Origin of the sequence: Bacillus sp. CGMCC 1.16541 (assembly GCF_003184905.1) — a bacterium.
Taxonomy (GTDB): Bacteria; Bacillota; Bacilli; order Bacillales; family Bacillaceae_H; genus Priestia.
The window spans coordinates 1-15,955 of the sequence record NZ_KZ821206.1 but is presented as its reverse complement, the minus strand read 5'-3'; the positions used below and the strand labels follow the sequence as shown (position 1 = coordinate 15,955).

Sequence of the window (15,955 nt, the reverse complement as noted above, 5' to 3'; positions counted from 1 at the left end):
AAAGTTACAAGTAAAAGCTTTAAATAATGGAGGGATTCATATGTCTACTCATACATATAAACGTGTTTTTCTAATTGTAATGGATTCTGTTGGAATTGGAGAAGCACCTGATGCGGCACAATTTAATGATAAAGGTGCTGACACACTCGGTCATATTGCGGAACACAAAGGCGGTTTACACATGCCAAATATGGCAAAGTTAGGTTTAAGCAATATCCGTGAAATTAAAGGAATTGAAAAAGCTGATCAACCTTTAGGGTACTACACAAAAATGCAAGAAGTATCTGCTGGAAAAGATACAATGACAGGTCATTGGGAAATTATGGGGTTGCGTATTGATACGCCTTTTAATGTGTTTCCAGATGGCTTTCCTCAAGAACTTATTACACAACTAGAAGAAAAAACAGGGCGTAAAATTATTGGGAATAAGCCAGCTTCGGGAACTGAAATCTTAGATGAGTTAGGCGAACAGCACATGAAAACAGGAGACTTAATTGTTTATACGTCTGCAGACTCTGTGCTTCAAATTGCTGCTCATGAAGAGATTGTACCCATTGATGAACTGTATAAAATTTGCGAAATCGCACGTGAAATGACGTTGGATGACCCTTATATGATCGGACGAGTGATTGCACGACCATTCTTAGGTGAGCCAGGTAACTTCACACGTACATCTAACCGTCATGATTATGCACTGAAGCCATTCGGTCGCACAGTCATGAATGAATTAAAAGATAATCACATTGATGTAATTTCAATTGGTAAAATTGCAGATATTTACGATGGTGAAGGTGTGACGCAGTCGTTACGAACAAAATCAAACATGGATGGAATGGATAAGTTAATAGATACGTTAAACATGGACTTTACAGGGTTAAGCTTTGTCAACTTAGTCGATTTTGATGCACTATTTGGGCATCGTCGTGATCCAAAAGGGTATGGGGATGCATTAGAAGAATACGATGCAAGGCTGACAGAAGTATTAGAGTTACTAAAAGATGATGATTTATTACTGATTACAGCGGATCATGGAAATGACCCGGTTCACCATGGAACAGATCATACGAGAGAGTACGTGCCATTAGTCGTTTATAGCCCAAGTATGAAAGTAGGAAAAGAATTACCTATTCGTGAAACGTTTGCGGATGTAGGGGCTACAATAGCAGAAAACTTTAATGTGTCCTTACCAAAGCACGGAAAAAGCTTCTTAAAAGAATTAAATTAATGATTGAGGGAGAGATAAGAAATGAATCGTGAAGTAATGAAAAAATCAACTCAATTTATCCAAGAAAAATATGAAACAACACCTAAAGTGGGGCTTATTTTAGGATCAGGGTTAGGGGTACTAGCAGATGAAATCCAAGATGCTGTAAAAATTCCTTACAATGAAATTCCAGAATTCCCGGTTTCGACTGTAGAAGGACATGCTGGTCAACTTGTATTAGGAACGATTCATGACGTTCCTGTTGTGGCGATGCAAGGGCGCTTTCACTTCTACGAAGGATACGGATTAGATAAAGTAACGTTTCCTGTGCGAGTAATGAAAGAATTAGGTGTTGAAACGTTAATTGTAACAAATGCAGCAGGTGGAGTTAACGAGTCATTCCAACCAGGAGATTTAATGATTATTACTGATCATATTAACAACTTTGGTACAAACCCACTCATTGGACCAAATGACTCAGATTTAGGCGTTCGTTTCCCAGATATGTCTGAAGCGTATTGCAAAAATCTACGCGCCTTAGCGAAAGATGTAGCCAATAAATTAACCATTGACGTACAAGAAGGTGTATACGTAGGAAACACAGGTCCAACATACGAAACACCTGCTGAAGTGCGTATGTTACGTACTTTAGGTGGAGATGCAGTTGGGATGTCAACAGTACCTGAGGTTATTGTTGCTCGTCATGCAGGAATGAAAGTATTAGGTATCTCTTGTATTTCAAATATGGCAGCAGGAATTCTTGATCAGCCGTTACATCATGATGAGGTTATTGAGACAACAGAAAAAGTAAAACAACAATTCTTATTACTTGTAAAAGAGTTAGTAAGAGAAATTCCAAATCATTAATTTAAAGAGAAGAGGTTATGAATCATGAGAATGGTAGATTTAATTCAGAAAAAGCGTGATGGACAAGAGTTGTCTACAGAAGAAATTCAAATGATTATTCAAGGTTTTACAGATGGCTCGATTCCTGACTATCAAATGAGTGCATTTGCAATGGCTACTTATTTTAAAGGAATGTCAGAGCAAGAACGTGCTGATCTAACAATGGCAATGGTAGAATCAGGAGATGTAATTGATTTGTCTGAAATTGAAGGAATAAAAGTAGATAAACATAGTACAGGTGGTGTTGGAGATACAACAACATTAGTGCTAGCTCCTTTAGTAGCAGCGGTAGGGGTTCCGGTAGCGAAAATGTCAGGTCGTGGTCTAGGTCATACAGGTGGTACAATCGATAAATTAGAAGCTGTACCTGGGTTTCATGTAGAAATTGATAAGCAGCAGTTTATTGATTTAGTAAATAAAAACAAAGTGGCAGTAATCGGTCAAACAGGTAACTTAACACCAGCAGACAAAAAACTGTATGCACTGCGTGATGTAACGGCAACCGTTAACAGCATTCCTTTAATTGCGAGTTCGATTATGAGTAAGAAAATTGCAGCAGGTGCAGATGCAATTGTCTTAGACGTAAAAACAGGTGCAGGTGCATTCATGAAAGATTTAGATGATGCAAAAGAACTTGCACAAGCTATGGTGAACATTGGGAACAACGTTGGTCGTCAAACGATGGCTGTTATTTCAGATATGAGTCAACCATTAGGCTTTGCGATTGGAAATGCACTAGAAATTCAGGAAGCCATTGATACGTTAAAAGGGGAAGGGCCGAAAGATTTAGAAGAACTTTGTTTAGTATTAGGAAGTTATATGGTATACCTTGCGAAAAAAGCAAACAGTTTAGAGCAAGCTCGCCAAATGCTAGAAGAAGTGATTCAAAATGGTAAAGCACTAGAAGCATTAAAAGTATTCTTAAGTGCTCAAGGTGGAGATGGTTCAGTCGTAGATGATCCTTCTCAATTACCACAAGCAAAACACATTGTTGAATTAGAAGCAAAAGAAGACGGTTACGTATCTGAAATTATTGCCGACTCAATTGGAACAGCAGCGATGTTGTTAGGTGCTGGACGTGCAACAAAAGAATCAGAAATTGATTTAGCAGTAGGTCTTATGCTTCGTAAAAAAATCGGGGATGAAGTCAAAGTAGGCGAATCGCTTGTGACAATCTACAGCAATCAAGAAAACATCGATGAAGTAAAAGAGAAGATTTATAACAGCATTAAAGTAACTAAGGACAAGGTAGAAGCACCACCTCTTGTTTATGGTACAGTTGAAAAATAAATATGTATTTTTAGGCGTACAAAGTATTGATCACTTTGTATGCCTTTTTTGTTTTGACAACAAAGGTTGAACACGTCAATGTATGTCTATACTTTTAATCATAACTGCTATTGAAAAAGAAGGTGTTAGTATGAGTCAAAAATCTGTCACCATTTGGTTGAGTGTGGCCTTATGTTTACTATACGGCAGCTTATATATTTATCAATACACGGTTTTCTTTAAAGGAGAACATACATTTTATAATCACGTAAATCGAGTGATGAAGGCAGCTCAAAGCGAGGAGTGGGGCGAAGCGACTTTTGAACTTAATCAAGTGAATAACATGTGGGAACGTGGGCGAACCGTTATCGCGATAAAAAATTCAGGAACAAATCATGCTTTATTTGTTACAGCATTAAAGAGGCTAGAAGCTGCAGTTGAAGTGAAAGATGAGAAAGATGTTATAAAAGAAGGGAGAGAGGTAATTGTTTTGTTTAAAAACATTGCGTCTTTATCTCCGCGATTCTAGGAGGTAATTTTATGTTAGCTGATTTACTCATTTATTTTTTTAGAGCTATTATCGTCGTGTTAGGTACGTGGTTGGTTACAAACTTTATTGGTAAAAAGAGCATCGCTCAATTATCTCCCTACGAAGTCGCTATTTTATTTATTATCTCGAATGTTGCAGCTCAACCTCTCGTTTCAGCTGATACCTTTAAAACTGCTTTTGGCGTGATTGTTTTAGGTCTTATCCTTGTTTTTGTTACCAAACTATCAATGTGGAGTACATTTTATGGACTAAATGCACGGCCATCTATTCTTGTTCAACACGGACATATTGATATGAAACAGTTGAAACTAAATGGTATGACAGTTTACAGCTTGTTATCTATGCTTCGCGCACAAGGGTTCTTTAAGCTATCAGATGTTAACTATGCGATTTTAGAGCCTGGAGGTAGTTTATCTGTTTTACCGATGGTGGCTGTACGGCCAGTGACAACCGAAGACTTAAAACTCACAGTTGATGAAGATGAATTAATGTATGCAGTCATCATACAAGGACAAATTCTCGAAGAAGGGCTTCAGCAAGTTGGAAAGTCAAAGGAATGGCTGTTGGATCAACTGAAGAGTCAGTATGATGTTGAGTCTAAACAGGTTATTTATGCTGAGGCTCAGTCTGATGGAACACTCTATATAAATATTTAATAGAAAATAAAGATTTTGTAAGGTTCGAAGTGTATAAACGATTAGTAGATTGGAAAAAATAGGAGGTATAAAGAATGGAGGTTTGTGGAGATGAGGCAATTTTTAATAGTAACAGTACTGACAACTTTTTTGTTTCCACTTATATCACAACCTGTTTTAGCAAATGAACAATCTACTTCAGAGTTAGTTGATAAAGCGAAATCAGCAGTTTTAGTTGAGAGAGATACAGGAGAGATACTATACGATAAAAATAGTAAGCAACAACTTCCTCCTGCTAGCATGACCAAAATTATGACGATGATCTTAATCATGGAAGCGCTTGATACTGGAAAAATCACATTAACTGATAAAGTTCGAACGAGTGAGTATGCAGCGTCTATGGGTGGATCACAAATCTTCCTAGAACCAGGTGAAGAAATGACTGTCAATGAAATGCTTAAAGGAATTGCAATTGGATCAGGAAACGATGCGTCTGTTGCAATGGCCGAGCATATTGCTGGTTCAGAAGAACAGTTTGTAAAAATGATGAACGATAAAGTAAATGAGCTAGGATTGAAGAATACAAAGTTTCAAAACCCAACAGGATTACCAACGAGTAATCATTACAGTACAGCTTACGATATGGCAATGATGGCAAAAGAGTTATTAAAGTATGAAGATATTACAAACTATACGGGTAAATATGAAGATTATTTGCGAGAAAATACAGATAAGAAATTTTGGCTTGTTAACACAAATCGTCTTGTGAAATTTTATGATGGAGTAGACGGCGTGAAAACAGGGTATACGTCAGAAGCGAAATATTGTTTAACGGCTACTGCTAAAAAAGGAAATATGCGTGTGATTGCGGTTGTATTTGGAGCTGACACACCAAAAGACAGAAACAATCAAGTTACAAAAATGCTTGATTACGCATTTAGTCAATATGAGACATCACCTGTTTATGAACGAGATGCGGTTATTACAAAAGCAGAAGTAAATAAAGGCCACAAAAAAGATGTCAATGTTGTTACTTCTGAACCTATTTCTATCTTATTGAAAAAGGGAGCTTCAGCAAAAGACGTGAAAACGGAAGTGAAGTTAAATAAAAACATTAATGCTCCAGTAGAAAAAGGCGATGAGCTTGGCACAATTATGATTAAAAAGAAAAACGAAGTACTAAGTACGTCTCCACTTGTAGCAGGTGAAGAAGTTAAAGAAGCATCATGGTGGCAATTGTTTAAACGAACATTCTCTATGTTTACACAATCTTCTTAATAGAACGGCTAAAATTGACGAAATTATACTAGTTTTGTCATCTAGAAGGAATCTAACTTTTAAATAGCGAAAGACTGACTATACGATTTCGAGGAGGGTTTGTACAGTGAGTCTTTCTGTTGAGTTAGAACTAAAGCAAGACGTATTACTTGTTCGTTTAGGTGGAGAGTTAGACCATCATACAGCGGATCACTTAAGACAAAAAATCACAAATGTTTTAGAGCAAGGAAACGTTCATCATATTTTATTGAATTTAGAAAACCTTACATTCATGGATAGCTCAGGCTTAGGTGTAATTTTAGGACGTTATAAACAAATTAGAAATAACGGAGGAGAAATGGTTGTATGCTCAATCTCTCCATCTGTTGAGCGTTTGTTTGATATGTCTGGTTTATTTAAAATAATTAAATTAGAGCTAGATGAACAACATGCATTGCAGAAATTGGGGGTGGCATGATGAAAAACGAAATGCACCTTCAGTTTTCTGCGTTAAGTCAAAATGAATCGTTTGCGCGTGTCACAGTAGCAGCTTTTGTTACACAACTTGATCCGACAATGGACGAGATTACAGAAATTAAAACTGTTGTATCAGAAGCAGTAACAAATGCCATCATTCATGGTTATGAAAGTAATCCAGCTGGGATTGTGTATATTTCAGTGTTATTACATGATGAAGGTATGGTCGAAATTACTATTAAAGATGAAGGTATTGGCATTGATGATGTCGATGAAGCAACGCAACCATTATTTACAACAAAACCGGACTTGGAAAGGTCTGGAATGGGCTTTACCATCATGGAGAATTTTATGGATGAAATTAACGTGGAATCTAGTTTGTTAAATGGAACAACGGTTTATTTAAAAAAGCATCTAACAAAAAGCAAAGCGCTTTGTAATTAAGGGAGACTTGCCTATGGATGTGGAGGTCAAACATGATAAGAGCGAAAGTTATTTAAAAGATAGTGAAGTAAAAGAGTTAATTAAGCGTAGTCAACAAGGTGATCAACAGGCAAGAGATACGATTGTTCAAAAAAATATGCGATTAGTCTGGTCAGTGGTTCAGCGATTTATTAACCGAGGGTATGAGCCAGATGATCTGTTTCAAATCGGGTCAATTGGTTTGTTGAAGTCTGTTGATAAATTTGACCTTTCCTATGATGTTAAATTTTCAACTTATGCGGTACCGATGATCATTGGTGAAATTCAACGCTTTATCCGCGACGATGGCACAGTGAAAGTTAGTCGTTCATTAAAGGAAATGAGTAATAAAATTCGAAAGGCGAAAGATGAACTTTCGAAAAGTTTAGGAAGAGTACCTACTGTTGCTGAAGTCGCAGAATACTTAGATTTATCACCTGAAGAAGTGGTATTAGCACAAGAGGCGAATCGTGCACCATCTTCAATTCATGAAACGGTTTATGAAAATGATGGAGACCCTATTACTTTATTAGACCAAATTGCGGATCATCAAGAAACAAGGTGGTTTGATAAAATTGCGTTGAAAGAAGCAATAGAAGGATTAGATGATCGTGAACGTTTAATTGTCTACTTACGATACTATAAAGATCAAACTCAATCAGAAGTCGCATCCCGGTTAGGCATCTCACAAGTACAAGTATCAAGGCTCGAAAAGAAAATTCTTAAACAAATGAAAGCCCGCATGGAAGGGTAAAAAGTGTCACAAAAAACAATTTTGTTTTTTGTGACACTTTTTTTTTAGGTTTTTATGGTAATTAATGGATGATCAACTGTTGCATTAGATACTGGAAGGAAATACATACTACACATACAAGGGTGATAACGATTTTTGAGGTGTGATGATTGTGGAACAAACCGTTTATTTGCGCATGAGGCATCGTGTGCAAGTTCATCCGAATGAAACTGTTTTAGTAGGTCAAATTGCAATGATTATCGCTGACGAAAAGATTAAGCAAGAAATTGAAAACACAGTCATTCATCGCATAAATATGAGTGACAAAAACATTGTCATTATCGACATAATGAAGGTGATACAACGTTTAAATCATCAAATTGACAATCTTACAATTCAAACAGTGGGCCCGTCTCAAACAATTGTAGAAGTCGTCTATAAAAAGACAAGTTATTCTTTTCCTCTTTTTGTGGCCGTTTGGCTTCTATTATTCATAGGTGCTTCACTAGCTATTATGAATTTTCATGAAGATGTTAGCATGCGAGAAGTTCATCAAAAAATCTTTTATATGCTCACAGGAATAAGAGATGAAAAGCCACTACTATTGCAAATACCGTATTCTATAGGGTTAGGGTTGGGGATGGTTTTATTCTTTAACCATTTGTTTCGAAAAAGAATTAATGAAGAACCAAGCCCTCTTGAAGTAGAAATGTTTAATTACCAACAAGACTTAGATCAATATGTCATCATGAATGAAAATAAAGAAAGTATGATGCATATCGATGATCGCTAACATACTGCTAACCATTTTAATAGGATTTGCAGGAGGTCTTGCAGTAGGTGGTGGTTTCGTCGCTTTTTTAACAGTATTAGGTATCATTCCAAGACTCATGCAGCTGACGAAAACAATGAAATATATCCAAGCGTATGAGTGGGCGGTGATTAGTGGTGCAGTATTAGGTGGATGGGCTGCTCTTCATGATTATAAATGGGGATTGCCTGTCATTATTATTATGTTTGTTGGATTAGCAAGTGGAACATTTATTGGAATGCTAGCAGCGGCTTTAACAGAAGTGTTAAATGTTTTGCCTATTTTGGCAAAGAGAATTGGTATTGCCGATAAGATTGTCATCTTGTTGATGGCTATTGTATTAGGAAAAGTATTTGGGTCTTTGTTTCACTGGATCTATTTTGTTGATCAATGAGAAGGAGGTAAACATCCATGGCAAAGCAGCAAAAATTAAAAGATAATTACAAGGAAAATATTAAACCCTTTCAACCAAAGCCACCTTATGTATCAAACTGTATAAAGGCATTTATAGTAGGAGGAATCATTTGTACCATTGGCGAGGCAATTCAAAATTTTTATATTGCATTCTTTGATTTTAGTGAAAAAAATGCCGGTAACCCAACCGTCGCTACGCTTATTTTAATCTCAGCTATTTTAACGGGAATAGGAGTATACGATAAGATTGGTCAATTTGCAGGTGCTGGTTCTGCTGTTCCTGTTACAGGGTTTGCTAACTCGATGACAAGTGCTGCGTTAGAACACAAAAGTGAAGGAATTGTACTTGGGGTAGCAACTAATATGTTTAAACTAGCTGGTAACGTTATCGTGTTTGGAGTAGTTGCAGCATACGTTGTAGGAATTGTTCGCTATACATTGCATTTACTTTGGTGATGAAAGGAAGGGTATAAATGCGAAAAGTTGGAAAGCAAACATGGGTATATGAACATGACATTTTCATTGCGTCAACAGGTACAGCTGTAGGACCAAAAGAAGCGGACGGTCCACTTGGTCATACATATGATATTACTCATAAGGATCTTCATTGTGATGCGGATAATTGGGAGCTTGCAGAAAGAAAATTAATGAAGGAATCCATTGATACTTGTATAAACAAGGTCAACTTGACGTATGAAGACGTTGATTTATTTTTAGCTGGTGATTTGTTAAATCAAAATGTCACAGCTAATTTTGTTGCACGGCATCATCAAATTCCCTTTTTAGGTATGTTTGGTGCGTGCTCGACATCGATGGAAACATTAGCAACAGGTGCTGCTCTTGTCGATGCTGGATTTGCTAATCACGTCTTAGCATCTGCTAGTAGTCATAATGCTACCGCTGAACGACAATTTCGTTATCCAACAGAGTATGGAGGACAAAAACCCGATACAGCTACTTCTACCATTACTGGAGCGGGAACAGCTTTAATTTCTAAAAATAAAGGATTAGTAAAGTTGACAGCTGCAACCATTGGGAAGGTTGCTGATTATGGAATTAAAGATCCATTTGATATGGGGTCAGCGATGGCACCAGCAGCAGCTGATACCATTCAACAACATTTCATTGACTTAAATAGACAACCATCAGATTATGATTTGATTTTAACAGGAGACTTATCGGGAGTGGGTAGTCCTATCTTAAAGCAATTGTTAAAAGATGAAGGATATGATGTATCAAACAATCATAATGATTGTGGACTAATGGTGTATCGTCCAGATCAACATGTGTTTGCAGGGGGAAGTGGATGTGGGTGTTCAGCAGTTGTTACGTATGGACACATTATAAATGAATTAATAAAAGGGAAATTAAAAAAGATTTTTGTTGTAGCGACAGGGGCGCTTTTAAATCCCACAATGGTTCAACAAAAAGAATCCATTCCAACAATCGCTCACGGAGTTGTTATGGAGCACGTAGGAGGAGGAATGTAAGTGGATTACGTCATTGCTTTTGTTGTGGGAGGAGCAATCTGTATTATTGGTCAGCTTCTATTAGATTTCGCAAAGTTAACACCGGCACATGTAATGAGTTCATTTGTGGTGACAGGAGCCGTTCTTGATGGATTTGGAATTTATGACAAATTTATTGAATTTGCAGGAGCAGGTGCTACTGTTCCGATTACAAGTTTTGGTCATTCTTTATTACACGGAGCGATGGCGCAATCGGAAGAGCACGGATTTATTGGAATTGCAATGGGGATTTTTGAATTAACATCTGCTGGGATTTCATCAGCTATTTTATTTGCATTCATTATTGCACTTATTTTTAAGCCGAAGGGATAAGTGAATGAAAATGGAAAAAAAGCGGGTCATTTTAGTAACAGATGGTGATGAATATGCAAGAAAAGCAGTTGAATATGTTGCTAAAAAAGTGGGGGGACGCTGTATCTCAAAATCACAAGGTAATCCAACAAGATTAACAGGAGAGCAAATTGTGAAGTTTATTTTCCAAACCCCACATGATCCAGTATTTGTAATGTTTGATGATAGTGGTTTTTTGGGTGAAGGACCTGGAGAGCAGGCGTTAATGCATGTGGCAAATCATAAGCACATATCTGTGTTAGGTGTCATTGCTGTTGCTTCCAAAACTCATCAAAATGAGTGGACAAGAGTAGATGTGAGTGTGGATCGATTTGGAGAATTAACAGAGCACGGTGTAGATAAAAGTGGTATTCAAGAGTTGGAAATTGGAAGAATAAATGGTGATACCGTTTACTGTTTAGATGAATTAGATGTTCCTATCATTGTAGGTGTAGGAGATATTGGAAAAATGGCAAGAATGGATCACCCGAAATATGGTTGCCCCATTACAGAAAAAGCAACACAGATTATTTTAGAAAGGAGTGGGTTTTATGGCACAAGAGACGGAGCAAAAGACAAAGATTTATCCAAAGATTAGACAAAATGATGAGTGGTTTAAAAAAAATGCAAGTATGATTACAAGCTTTGATGTTGGTGCAAGAAAATTAATGATTTTAGATCGTGAAGTACATATGTACTACGTAACGGGCCTTTGTGATAGTGCATATATTATTGAGATCGCAAAAGTACTTGTTCAAATTAATGATAATGAAGTAGAAAAAGCGAAGTTAAAAAGCATTGTCGAAAATCGATTGATTCACCAACAAGTCAAACCACTTAAAACACTTGAAGAGGGAATGGATACAGTCTTATCTGGTCTCATTTTTGTGATTATCGATGGAGAAGAAGAAGGATTTGAAGTCGATGTTCGTATGTATCCAGGAAGACAGCCGCAGGAAGCAGACACAGAAAAAGTAATTCGTGGAGCGCGTGATGGATACACGGAAAATATCATTATTAATACAGCTTTAACACGTCGACGCATTCGTGATGGTCGACTACGCTTTGAAATTCATAAAGTAGGTGAACGATCAAAAATGGATGTTGCGATTGGCTACATTGATGGTATCGCAGATCCAGGTCTCGTTGAACTCGTGACAAATGAAATTACCTCTATTAAAATCGATGGTTTACCCATGGCAGATAAATCAGTCGAAGAGTTTATGCTTAAGCAAGGGTTTAACCCTTTTCCGTTAGTCCGATACACAGAACGCCCGGATACGGCGGCAACTCATTTGTTAGAAGGACACGTAATTGTCATTACGGATACTTCACCAAGTGTCATCATTACACCTACAACTTTTTTTCATCATGTTCAGCATGCTGAAGAATATCGTCAAGCACCAGCTGTAGGGACCTTTATTAGATGGGTACGTTTTCTGGGGATTATGGCATCGGTGTTTTTGTTACCACTATGGTTGTTGTTTGTATTAGAACCACAATTATTACCACCGAATCTACAATTTATTGGACCCAATGAACAAACGAATATTCCAACAGTTGTTCAAATCTTTTTAGCGGATATAGGGATTGAATTTCTGAGGATGGCCGCCATTCATACTCCAACACCGTTGGCAACCGCAATGGGTCTTATCGCCGCAGCCTTAATTGGTCAAATCGCCATTGATGTAGGACTTTTTGTTCCTGAAGTGATCTTATATGTAGCAATTGCTGCAATTGGATCGTTTGCAACACCAAGCTATGAATTGGCTATTGCACATAAAATGGTACGATTGGCGTTACTTATTGGTGTCGCTTTATTCCATACGCCAGGTTTTGTGATTGTTGTTACGCTATATATTTTATTTTTAGCGAAAACAAAATCATTAAACACACCTTATTTATGGCCGTTTATTCCATTCAATCCGAAAGCGATGTGGCAGATCTTTATTCGCACATCTGTTCCTGGAGCAACAGCTCGTCCAAGCATTATACATCCGCAAAATAAAGATCGTCAGCCTGCTAAACAATAATGTAAGAATGTGGTTGCAACAGGCTAAGAGTTATGATAGATTTGTTTTAATTAAGTAAAGTGATAAATTATAGACAGTTATCAGCGATGAGCTGCTAGCTGTCTTTTTTACAAGATTAAATAAAGGGAACGAGGTAGGACAATGTTTTTGCATGGAACCAGTAAAGTAAATGACAAAGGACATCTCGAAATCGGTGGAGTGGATACAGTCGATCTAGCGAATGAATTTGGTACACCTTTGTATGTCTATGACGTAGAATTAATTCGTCAACGAGCACGTGAATTTAAAGAAGTATTTGATAAGCAAAACGTGAAAGCACAAGTGGCTTATGCAAGTAAAGCTTTTTCTACAATTGCAATGGTTCAACTTGTTCAGGATGAAGGATTGTCATTAGATGTTGTATCAGGTGGGGAACTATATACAGCGTTAGCAGCAGATTTTCCAGTAGAACGTATTCATTTTCATGGAAATAATAAAAGTCGTCAGGAACTTGAGATGGCAATTGAAGCGAATATTGGCTGTATTGTTGTTGATAACTTTTATGAATTAGACTTATTGAATGAAATTAGTCAACGTTATCAAAAAACAACGCCAATTTTACTACGATTAACACCAGGAATTGAAGCGCACACTCATAATTATATTTTAACAGGTCAAGAAGACTCAAAATTTGGGTTTGATTTACAAAATGGGCAGGCAGACAAAGCGGTTCAACAAGCATTAGCATTTGAAGGGCTTCATTTACTAGGAATTCACTGTCATATTGGTTCTCAAATTTTTGAGACGACGGGTTTTGTCATGGCTACTCAAAAATTATTTACGAAAATGAGTGAGTGGAAGCAACAATTAAATTATACGCCAGAGGTATTAAACCTAGGTGGAGGGTTTGGAATTCGCTATACGAGTGAAGACACACCAATTCCAGTGGGACAATATGTAGAAGTCATTATTGATGAAGTGAAAAAGCAAGTGGTAGAACTAGACGTACCGATGCCAGAAATCTGGATCGAGCCAGGTCGTTCACTAGTTGGAGATGCTGGTACGACTCTTTATTCAATCGGTTCTCGAAAGCATGTTCCAAACATACGTGAATATGTAGCGATTGATGGAGGAATGAATGATAATATTCGTCCAGCTTTATATCAAGCGAAATATGAAGCAGCTCTAGCTAATCGTCTAAACGAAGCTGCTGATGAAGTTGTGTCAATCGCTGGGAAATGCTGTGAATCAGGAGACATGTTGATTTGGGACTTATCATTACCAACTGCACAACCTGGTGACTTATTAGCTGTTTTCTGTACAGGCGCTTACGGATATTCAATGGCCAGTCATTATAATCGTTTAACAAAACCAGCCGTTGTATTTGTAGAAGATGGAGAAGCTCAGTTAGTCGTAAAGCGTGAGACATATGAAGATATTATAAAAAATGATTTACGTTATCAAATCTCAATCAAGAAATAAAAAAGCTGACCTCGGTCAGCTTTTTTTATTAAGCTCCAAAGATAGCTCGAATTGCATCGAGTAAACTTTGAAGGAAATCTTTTAATTTTTGAAGGAATGATTGACCTTCTTCAGATTGCAGATAGGTTGTCACTTTCTCTTTTGTGACGGCTAATTGATCTTTTACTTGATTCCAATCAATATTCATTGATTTTAATTTATTAAAGAAATCAACAAGAGCATCTAATTCTGCATCTGTTAATGTAATTCCAAGTTCTGATGCAATTCGCTCAATTAATGCACGTAAATCTTCTTCTGTTTGTGGCTCGTTTTTCGCGATTTCTTCTTTTACACGAGTCATTAGTTCAGTTGCTTTTTCAGCTCCGACTTTATCACTAAGTTTAGCCGTTTGAACCATTTCTTCGTTTGCTACTTTTTTTACATCTTCTGGAATCACTTGATCCGTTTGAATTTCGTACGCTTTAATAATACCAGTTAAAGCTGCTGTTCCGGATACCGGGACAGGAGAGGTAATTTCAATCTCTGCGTCTTTCACACCAGCAGTCATCAATGCATTAATGTACATATCATCTGTAACCCATTGAATGTTGTTCGTTGATACACTGATACCAGAATCTTTTGCACCTAGTGTGATGCTAGATGATGAGATTGCTTTTGAACCAATTTGAGCCTTTGGAATATAATCCCCTAAATAATCATGTTCTTCTTTATTTGAAACGGTGATAATCTGTGCTTCCTCAGGAGCATTCAAATTATTTAATACAGTTTCTTTTTGCTCAGCTGTTAAATTTTCTCCTAGTGTAATGATGACATCTCCCTCAGCAGCATCTGCTAAACTCTTCATTGGAGAGATAAGAAGAGCGGTCATACTTATTGCGAGAATAATAGATTTAAATTTCAACTTCATTGATGTAACCTCCTTTTACATGGACATCACACGTATTATAGTACAAAATTTCTTTTTAGCATAGGTGAATGTTGTCCATACTTTATTAGACGAATAAGTAAAGGAAAAGTTTCATAAAAAATTGTCACATTGAATTTACTGTGTCATTTATAGTAGAATAAATGAAGTATTTTGTATTTAAGTACATACACTGGAGGGTTAATAAAATGAAAAAAGCAAGCATTTTAATGGAAAATGGCGAAAAGATTTCAATTGAATTATATCAAAACGAAGCACCTGGAACAGTTGAAAACTTCGAAAAATTAGCAAACGAAGGTTTCTATAATGGTTTAACATTCCATCGTGTGATTCCTGGATTTGTATCTCAAGGTGGTTGTCCAACAGGTACAGGTACAGGTGGACCAGGTTACTCAATTAAATGTGAAACAGAAGGTAATCCTCATAAGCATGTTGCAGGTTCTTTATCAATGGCACATGCTGGAAAAGATACAGGAGGTAGTCAGTTCTTTATCGTTCATGAGCCTCAGCCACACTTAAATGGTGTTCACACTGTGTTTGGTCAAGTAACAGAAGGTATGGATACGGTCTTAAAGATGAAAAATGGCGATGTAATGAAAGAAGTTAAAGTTTGGGAAGAATAATGATTTGTTAAAAATGTGAATGCGTTAAGGTTAACACCTATCGTGTTGTTCACATGATAGAAGAGGCCCCTGCCATGGTTATTCAGTAAAGAAGTGAATGAAATGGACGGGGCCTTTCATGAAATATTCATCTTAAATCGGCAAGGATACCCCTACTTCAATCGTGTGAAGGGCGTAGCCCAACGATAAGTGGGGGAGGAATTGCCGTCAGATACGGTATGGTACACTTGAAATCGTAAGATTTTGTACCATATCAAGTATCTGAAACTTCCACCTTGTCCCTCCTTTCTCTATTTCAATTATTTAACTTTCACTAAAAGTTTGATATAATATAGT

At 37.0% G+C, this 15,955-nt stretch carries 19 protein-coding genes; 18 read left to right on the top strand and 1 reads right to left on the bottom strand.

All coding sequences use genetic code 11. The features are described from left to right. Nucleotides 1–40: 40 nt before the first annotated feature. The 17 genes from deoB to lysA all read left to right on the top strand — a co-directional run bounded on the left by deoB (nucleotide 41) and on the right by lysA (nucleotide 14,071). Nucleotides 41–1,225: a phosphopentomutase gene (deoB, locus tag DIS06_RS00095; RefSeq protein ID WP_110111551.1), complete on the top strand. Its 1,185-nt coding sequence runs from the start codon at nucleotides 41–43 to the stop codon at nucleotides 1,223–1,225. 21 nt (nucleotides 1,226–1,246) lie between these two features. Further along, nucleotides 1,247–2,071 carry a purine-nucleoside phosphorylase gene (locus DIS06_RS00090; RefSeq protein ID WP_110111217.1) on the top strand — a complete coding sequence of 275 codons (825 nt, stop codon included), beginning with the start codon at nucleotides 1,247–1,249 and terminating at the stop codon, nucleotides 2,069–2,071. Between the two features lie 24 nt (nucleotides 2,072–2,095). Further along, complete coding sequence (locus DIS06_RS00085; RefSeq protein WP_110111216.1) at nucleotides 2,096–3,400, top strand: pyrimidine-nucleoside phosphorylase; 1,305 nt, start codon at nucleotides 2,096–2,098, stop codon at nucleotides 3,398–3,400. 130 nt (nucleotides 3,401–3,530) lie between these two features. Next, on the top strand, nucleotides 3,531–3,908 hold the full coding sequence (locus DIS06_RS00080; RefSeq protein WP_162595820.1) for a DUF4363 family protein: 378 nt from the start codon (nucleotides 3,531–3,533) through the stop codon (nucleotides 3,906–3,908). An 11-nt stretch (nucleotides 3,909–3,919) separates the two neighbouring features. Beyond that, a complete protein-coding gene (locus DIS06_RS00075; protein WP_110111214.1) occupies nucleotides 3,920–4,585 on the top strand; it encodes a DUF421 domain-containing protein in 666 nt (221 codons plus the stop codon). Between the two features lie 90 nt (nucleotides 4,586–4,675). Further along, nucleotides 4,676–5,842, top strand: a complete 1,167-nt coding sequence (locus DIS06_RS00070) for a D-alanyl-D-alanine carboxypeptidase family protein (protein ID WP_110111213.1) — start codon at nucleotides 4,676–4,678, stop codon at nucleotides 5,840–5,842. 106 nt (nucleotides 5,843–5,948) lie between these two features. Beyond that, on the top strand, nucleotides 5,949–6,299 hold the full coding sequence (gene spoIIAA / locus DIS06_RS00065) for an anti-sigma F factor antagonist (RefSeq protein WP_110111212.1): 351 nt from the start codon (nucleotides 5,949–5,951) through the stop codon (nucleotides 6,297–6,299). After that, nucleotides 6,299–6,742 carry an anti-sigma F factor gene (gene spoIIAB / locus DIS06_RS00060; protein ID WP_110111211.1) on the top strand — a complete coding sequence of 148 codons (444 nt, stop codon included), beginning with the start codon at nucleotides 6,299–6,301 and terminating at the stop codon, nucleotides 6,740–6,742. The genes spoIIAA and spoIIAB overlap by 1 nt, the downstream gene beginning before the upstream one ends. 13 nt (nucleotides 6,743–6,755) lie before the next feature. After that, nucleotides 6,756–7,514 carry an RNA polymerase sporulation sigma factor SigF gene (sigF, locus tag DIS06_RS00055; protein WP_110111210.1) on the top strand — a complete coding sequence of 253 codons (759 nt, stop codon included), beginning with the start codon at nucleotides 6,756–6,758 and terminating at the stop codon, nucleotides 7,512–7,514. A 151-nt stretch (nucleotides 7,515–7,665) separates the two neighbouring features. After that, the gene (locus DIS06_RS00050) at nucleotides 7,666–8,286 is read left to right on the top strand and encodes a stage V sporulation protein AA (RefSeq protein WP_110111209.1); all 621 of its coding nucleotides are present in this window, start codon (nucleotides 7,666–7,668) and stop codon (nucleotides 8,284–8,286) included. After that, nucleotides 8,276–8,698: a stage V sporulation protein AB gene (locus DIS06_RS00045; protein WP_110111208.1), complete on the top strand. Its 423-nt coding sequence runs from the start codon at nucleotides 8,276–8,278 to the stop codon at nucleotides 8,696–8,698. Before DIS06_RS00050 ends, DIS06_RS00045 begins: the two co-directional genes overlap by 11 nt. A gap of 17 nt (nucleotides 8,699–8,715) precedes the next feature. Beyond that, nucleotides 8,716–9,174 carry a stage V sporulation protein AC gene (gene spoVAC / locus DIS06_RS00040; protein ID WP_110111207.1) on the top strand — a complete coding sequence of 153 codons (459 nt, stop codon included), beginning with the start codon at nucleotides 8,716–8,718 and terminating at the stop codon, nucleotides 9,172–9,174. A gap of 17 nt (nucleotides 9,175–9,191) precedes the next feature. Beyond that, on the top strand, nucleotides 9,192–10,208 hold the full coding sequence (spoVAD, locus tag DIS06_RS00035; RefSeq protein WP_110111206.1) for a stage V sporulation protein AD: 1,017 nt from the start codon (nucleotides 9,192–9,194) through the stop codon (nucleotides 10,206–10,208). Next, on the top strand, nucleotides 10,209–10,559 hold the full coding sequence (spoVAE, locus tag DIS06_RS00030) for a stage V sporulation protein AE (protein WP_110111205.1): 351 nt from the start codon (nucleotides 10,209–10,211) through the stop codon (nucleotides 10,557–10,559). A 10-nt stretch (nucleotides 10,560–10,569) separates the two neighbouring features. Further along, on the top strand, nucleotides 10,570–11,175 hold the full coding sequence (gene spoVAEA, locus DIS06_RS00025; RefSeq protein ID WP_110111550.1) for a stage V sporulation protein SpoVABEA: 606 nt from the start codon (nucleotides 10,570–10,572) through the stop codon (nucleotides 11,173–11,175). Further along, entirely contained in the window at nucleotides 11,129–12,610 is a 1,482-nt protein-coding gene (locus DIS06_RS00020; protein ID WP_110111204.1) for a spore germination protein, read from the top strand. Before spoVAEA ends, DIS06_RS00020 begins: the two co-directional genes overlap by 47 nt. Before the next feature lie 141 nt (nucleotides 12,611–12,751). Then, complete coding sequence (lysA, locus tag DIS06_RS00015; protein ID WP_110111203.1) at nucleotides 12,752–14,071, top strand: diaminopimelate decarboxylase; 1,320 nt, start codon at nucleotides 12,752–12,754, stop codon at nucleotides 14,069–14,071. Nucleotides 14,072–14,099: 28 nt separating this feature from the next. On the opposite strand, the gene DIS06_RS00010 is transcribed toward lysA, so the two are convergent. After that, nucleotides 14,100–14,978, bottom strand: coding sequence for a DUF1002 domain-containing protein (locus DIS06_RS00010; RefSeq protein WP_110111202.1), 879 nt, complete (start codon nucleotides 14,976–14,978; stop codon nucleotides 14,100–14,102). A gap of 206 nt (nucleotides 14,979–15,184) precedes the next feature. Here DIS06_RS00010 and DIS06_RS00005 point away from each other — a divergent pair, with 206 nt between their 5' ends. Then, nucleotides 15,185–15,619, top strand: a complete 435-nt coding sequence (locus tag DIS06_RS00005) for a peptidylprolyl isomerase (protein ID WP_110111201.1) — start codon at nucleotides 15,185–15,187, stop codon at nucleotides 15,617–15,619. Nucleotides 15,620–15,955 lie beyond the last annotated feature (336 nt).

Excerpts from the sequence above, each read along its gene's own strand:
- DIS06_RS00045 (WP_110111208.1), top strand. The coding sequence starts at position 8,276 with ATGATCGCTAACATACTGCTAACCATTTTAATAGGATTTGCAGGAGGT.
- DIS06_RS00090 (WP_110111217.1), top strand. The coding sequence starts at position 1,247 with ATGAATCGTGAAGTAATGAAAAAATCAACTCAATTTATCCAAGAAAAA.
- DIS06_RS00070 (WP_110111213.1), top strand. The coding sequence starts at position 4,676 with ATGAGGCAATTTTTAATAGTAACAGTACTGACAACTTTTTTGTTTCCA.
- DIS06_RS00085 (WP_110111216.1), top strand. The coding sequence starts at position 2,096 with ATGAGAATGGTAGATTTAATTCAGAAAAAGCGTGATGGACAAGAGTTG.
- DIS06_RS00075 (WP_110111214.1), top strand. The coding sequence starts at position 3,920 with ATGTTAGCTGATTTACTCATTTATTTTTTTAGAGCTATTATCGTCGTG.
- lysA (WP_110111203.1), top strand. The coding sequence starts at position 12,752 with ATGTTTTTGCATGGAACCAGTAAAGTAAATGACAAAGGACATCTCGAA.
- spoIIAB (WP_110111211.1), top strand. The coding sequence starts at position 6,299 with ATGAAAAACGAAATGCACCTTCAGTTTTCTGCGTTAAGTCAAAATGAA.
- spoVAEA (WP_110111550.1), top strand. The coding sequence starts at position 10,570 with ATGGAAAAAAAGCGGGTCATTTTAGTAACAGATGGTGATGAATATGCA.
- deoB (WP_110111551.1), top strand. The coding sequence starts at position 41 with ATGTCTACTCATACATATAAACGTGTTTTTCTAATTGTAATGGATTCT.
- DIS06_RS00010 (WP_110111202.1), bottom strand. The coding sequence starts at position 14,978 with ATGAAGTTGAAATTTAAATCTATTATTCTCGCAATAAGTATGACCGCT.
- spoVAD (WP_110111206.1), top strand. The coding sequence starts at position 9,192 with ATGCGAAAAGTTGGAAAGCAAACATGGGTATATGAACATGACATTTTC.
- DIS06_RS00005 (WP_110111201.1), top strand. The coding sequence starts at position 15,185 with ATGAAAAAAGCAAGCATTTTAATGGAAAATGGCGAAAAGATTTCAATT.
- DIS06_RS00020 (WP_110111204.1), top strand. The coding sequence starts at position 11,129 with ATGGCACAAGAGACGGAGCAAAAGACAAAGATTTATCCAAAGATTAGA.
- spoVAC (WP_110111207.1), top strand. The coding sequence starts at position 8,716 with ATGGCAAAGCAGCAAAAATTAAAAGATAATTACAAGGAAAATATTAAA.
- sigF (WP_110111210.1), top strand. The coding sequence starts at position 6,756 with ATGGATGTGGAGGTCAAACATGATAAGAGCGAAAGTTATTTAAAAGAT.
- DIS06_RS00080 (WP_162595820.1), top strand. The coding sequence starts at position 3,531 with ATGAGTCAAAAATCTGTCACCATTTGGTTGAGTGTGGCCTTATGTTTA.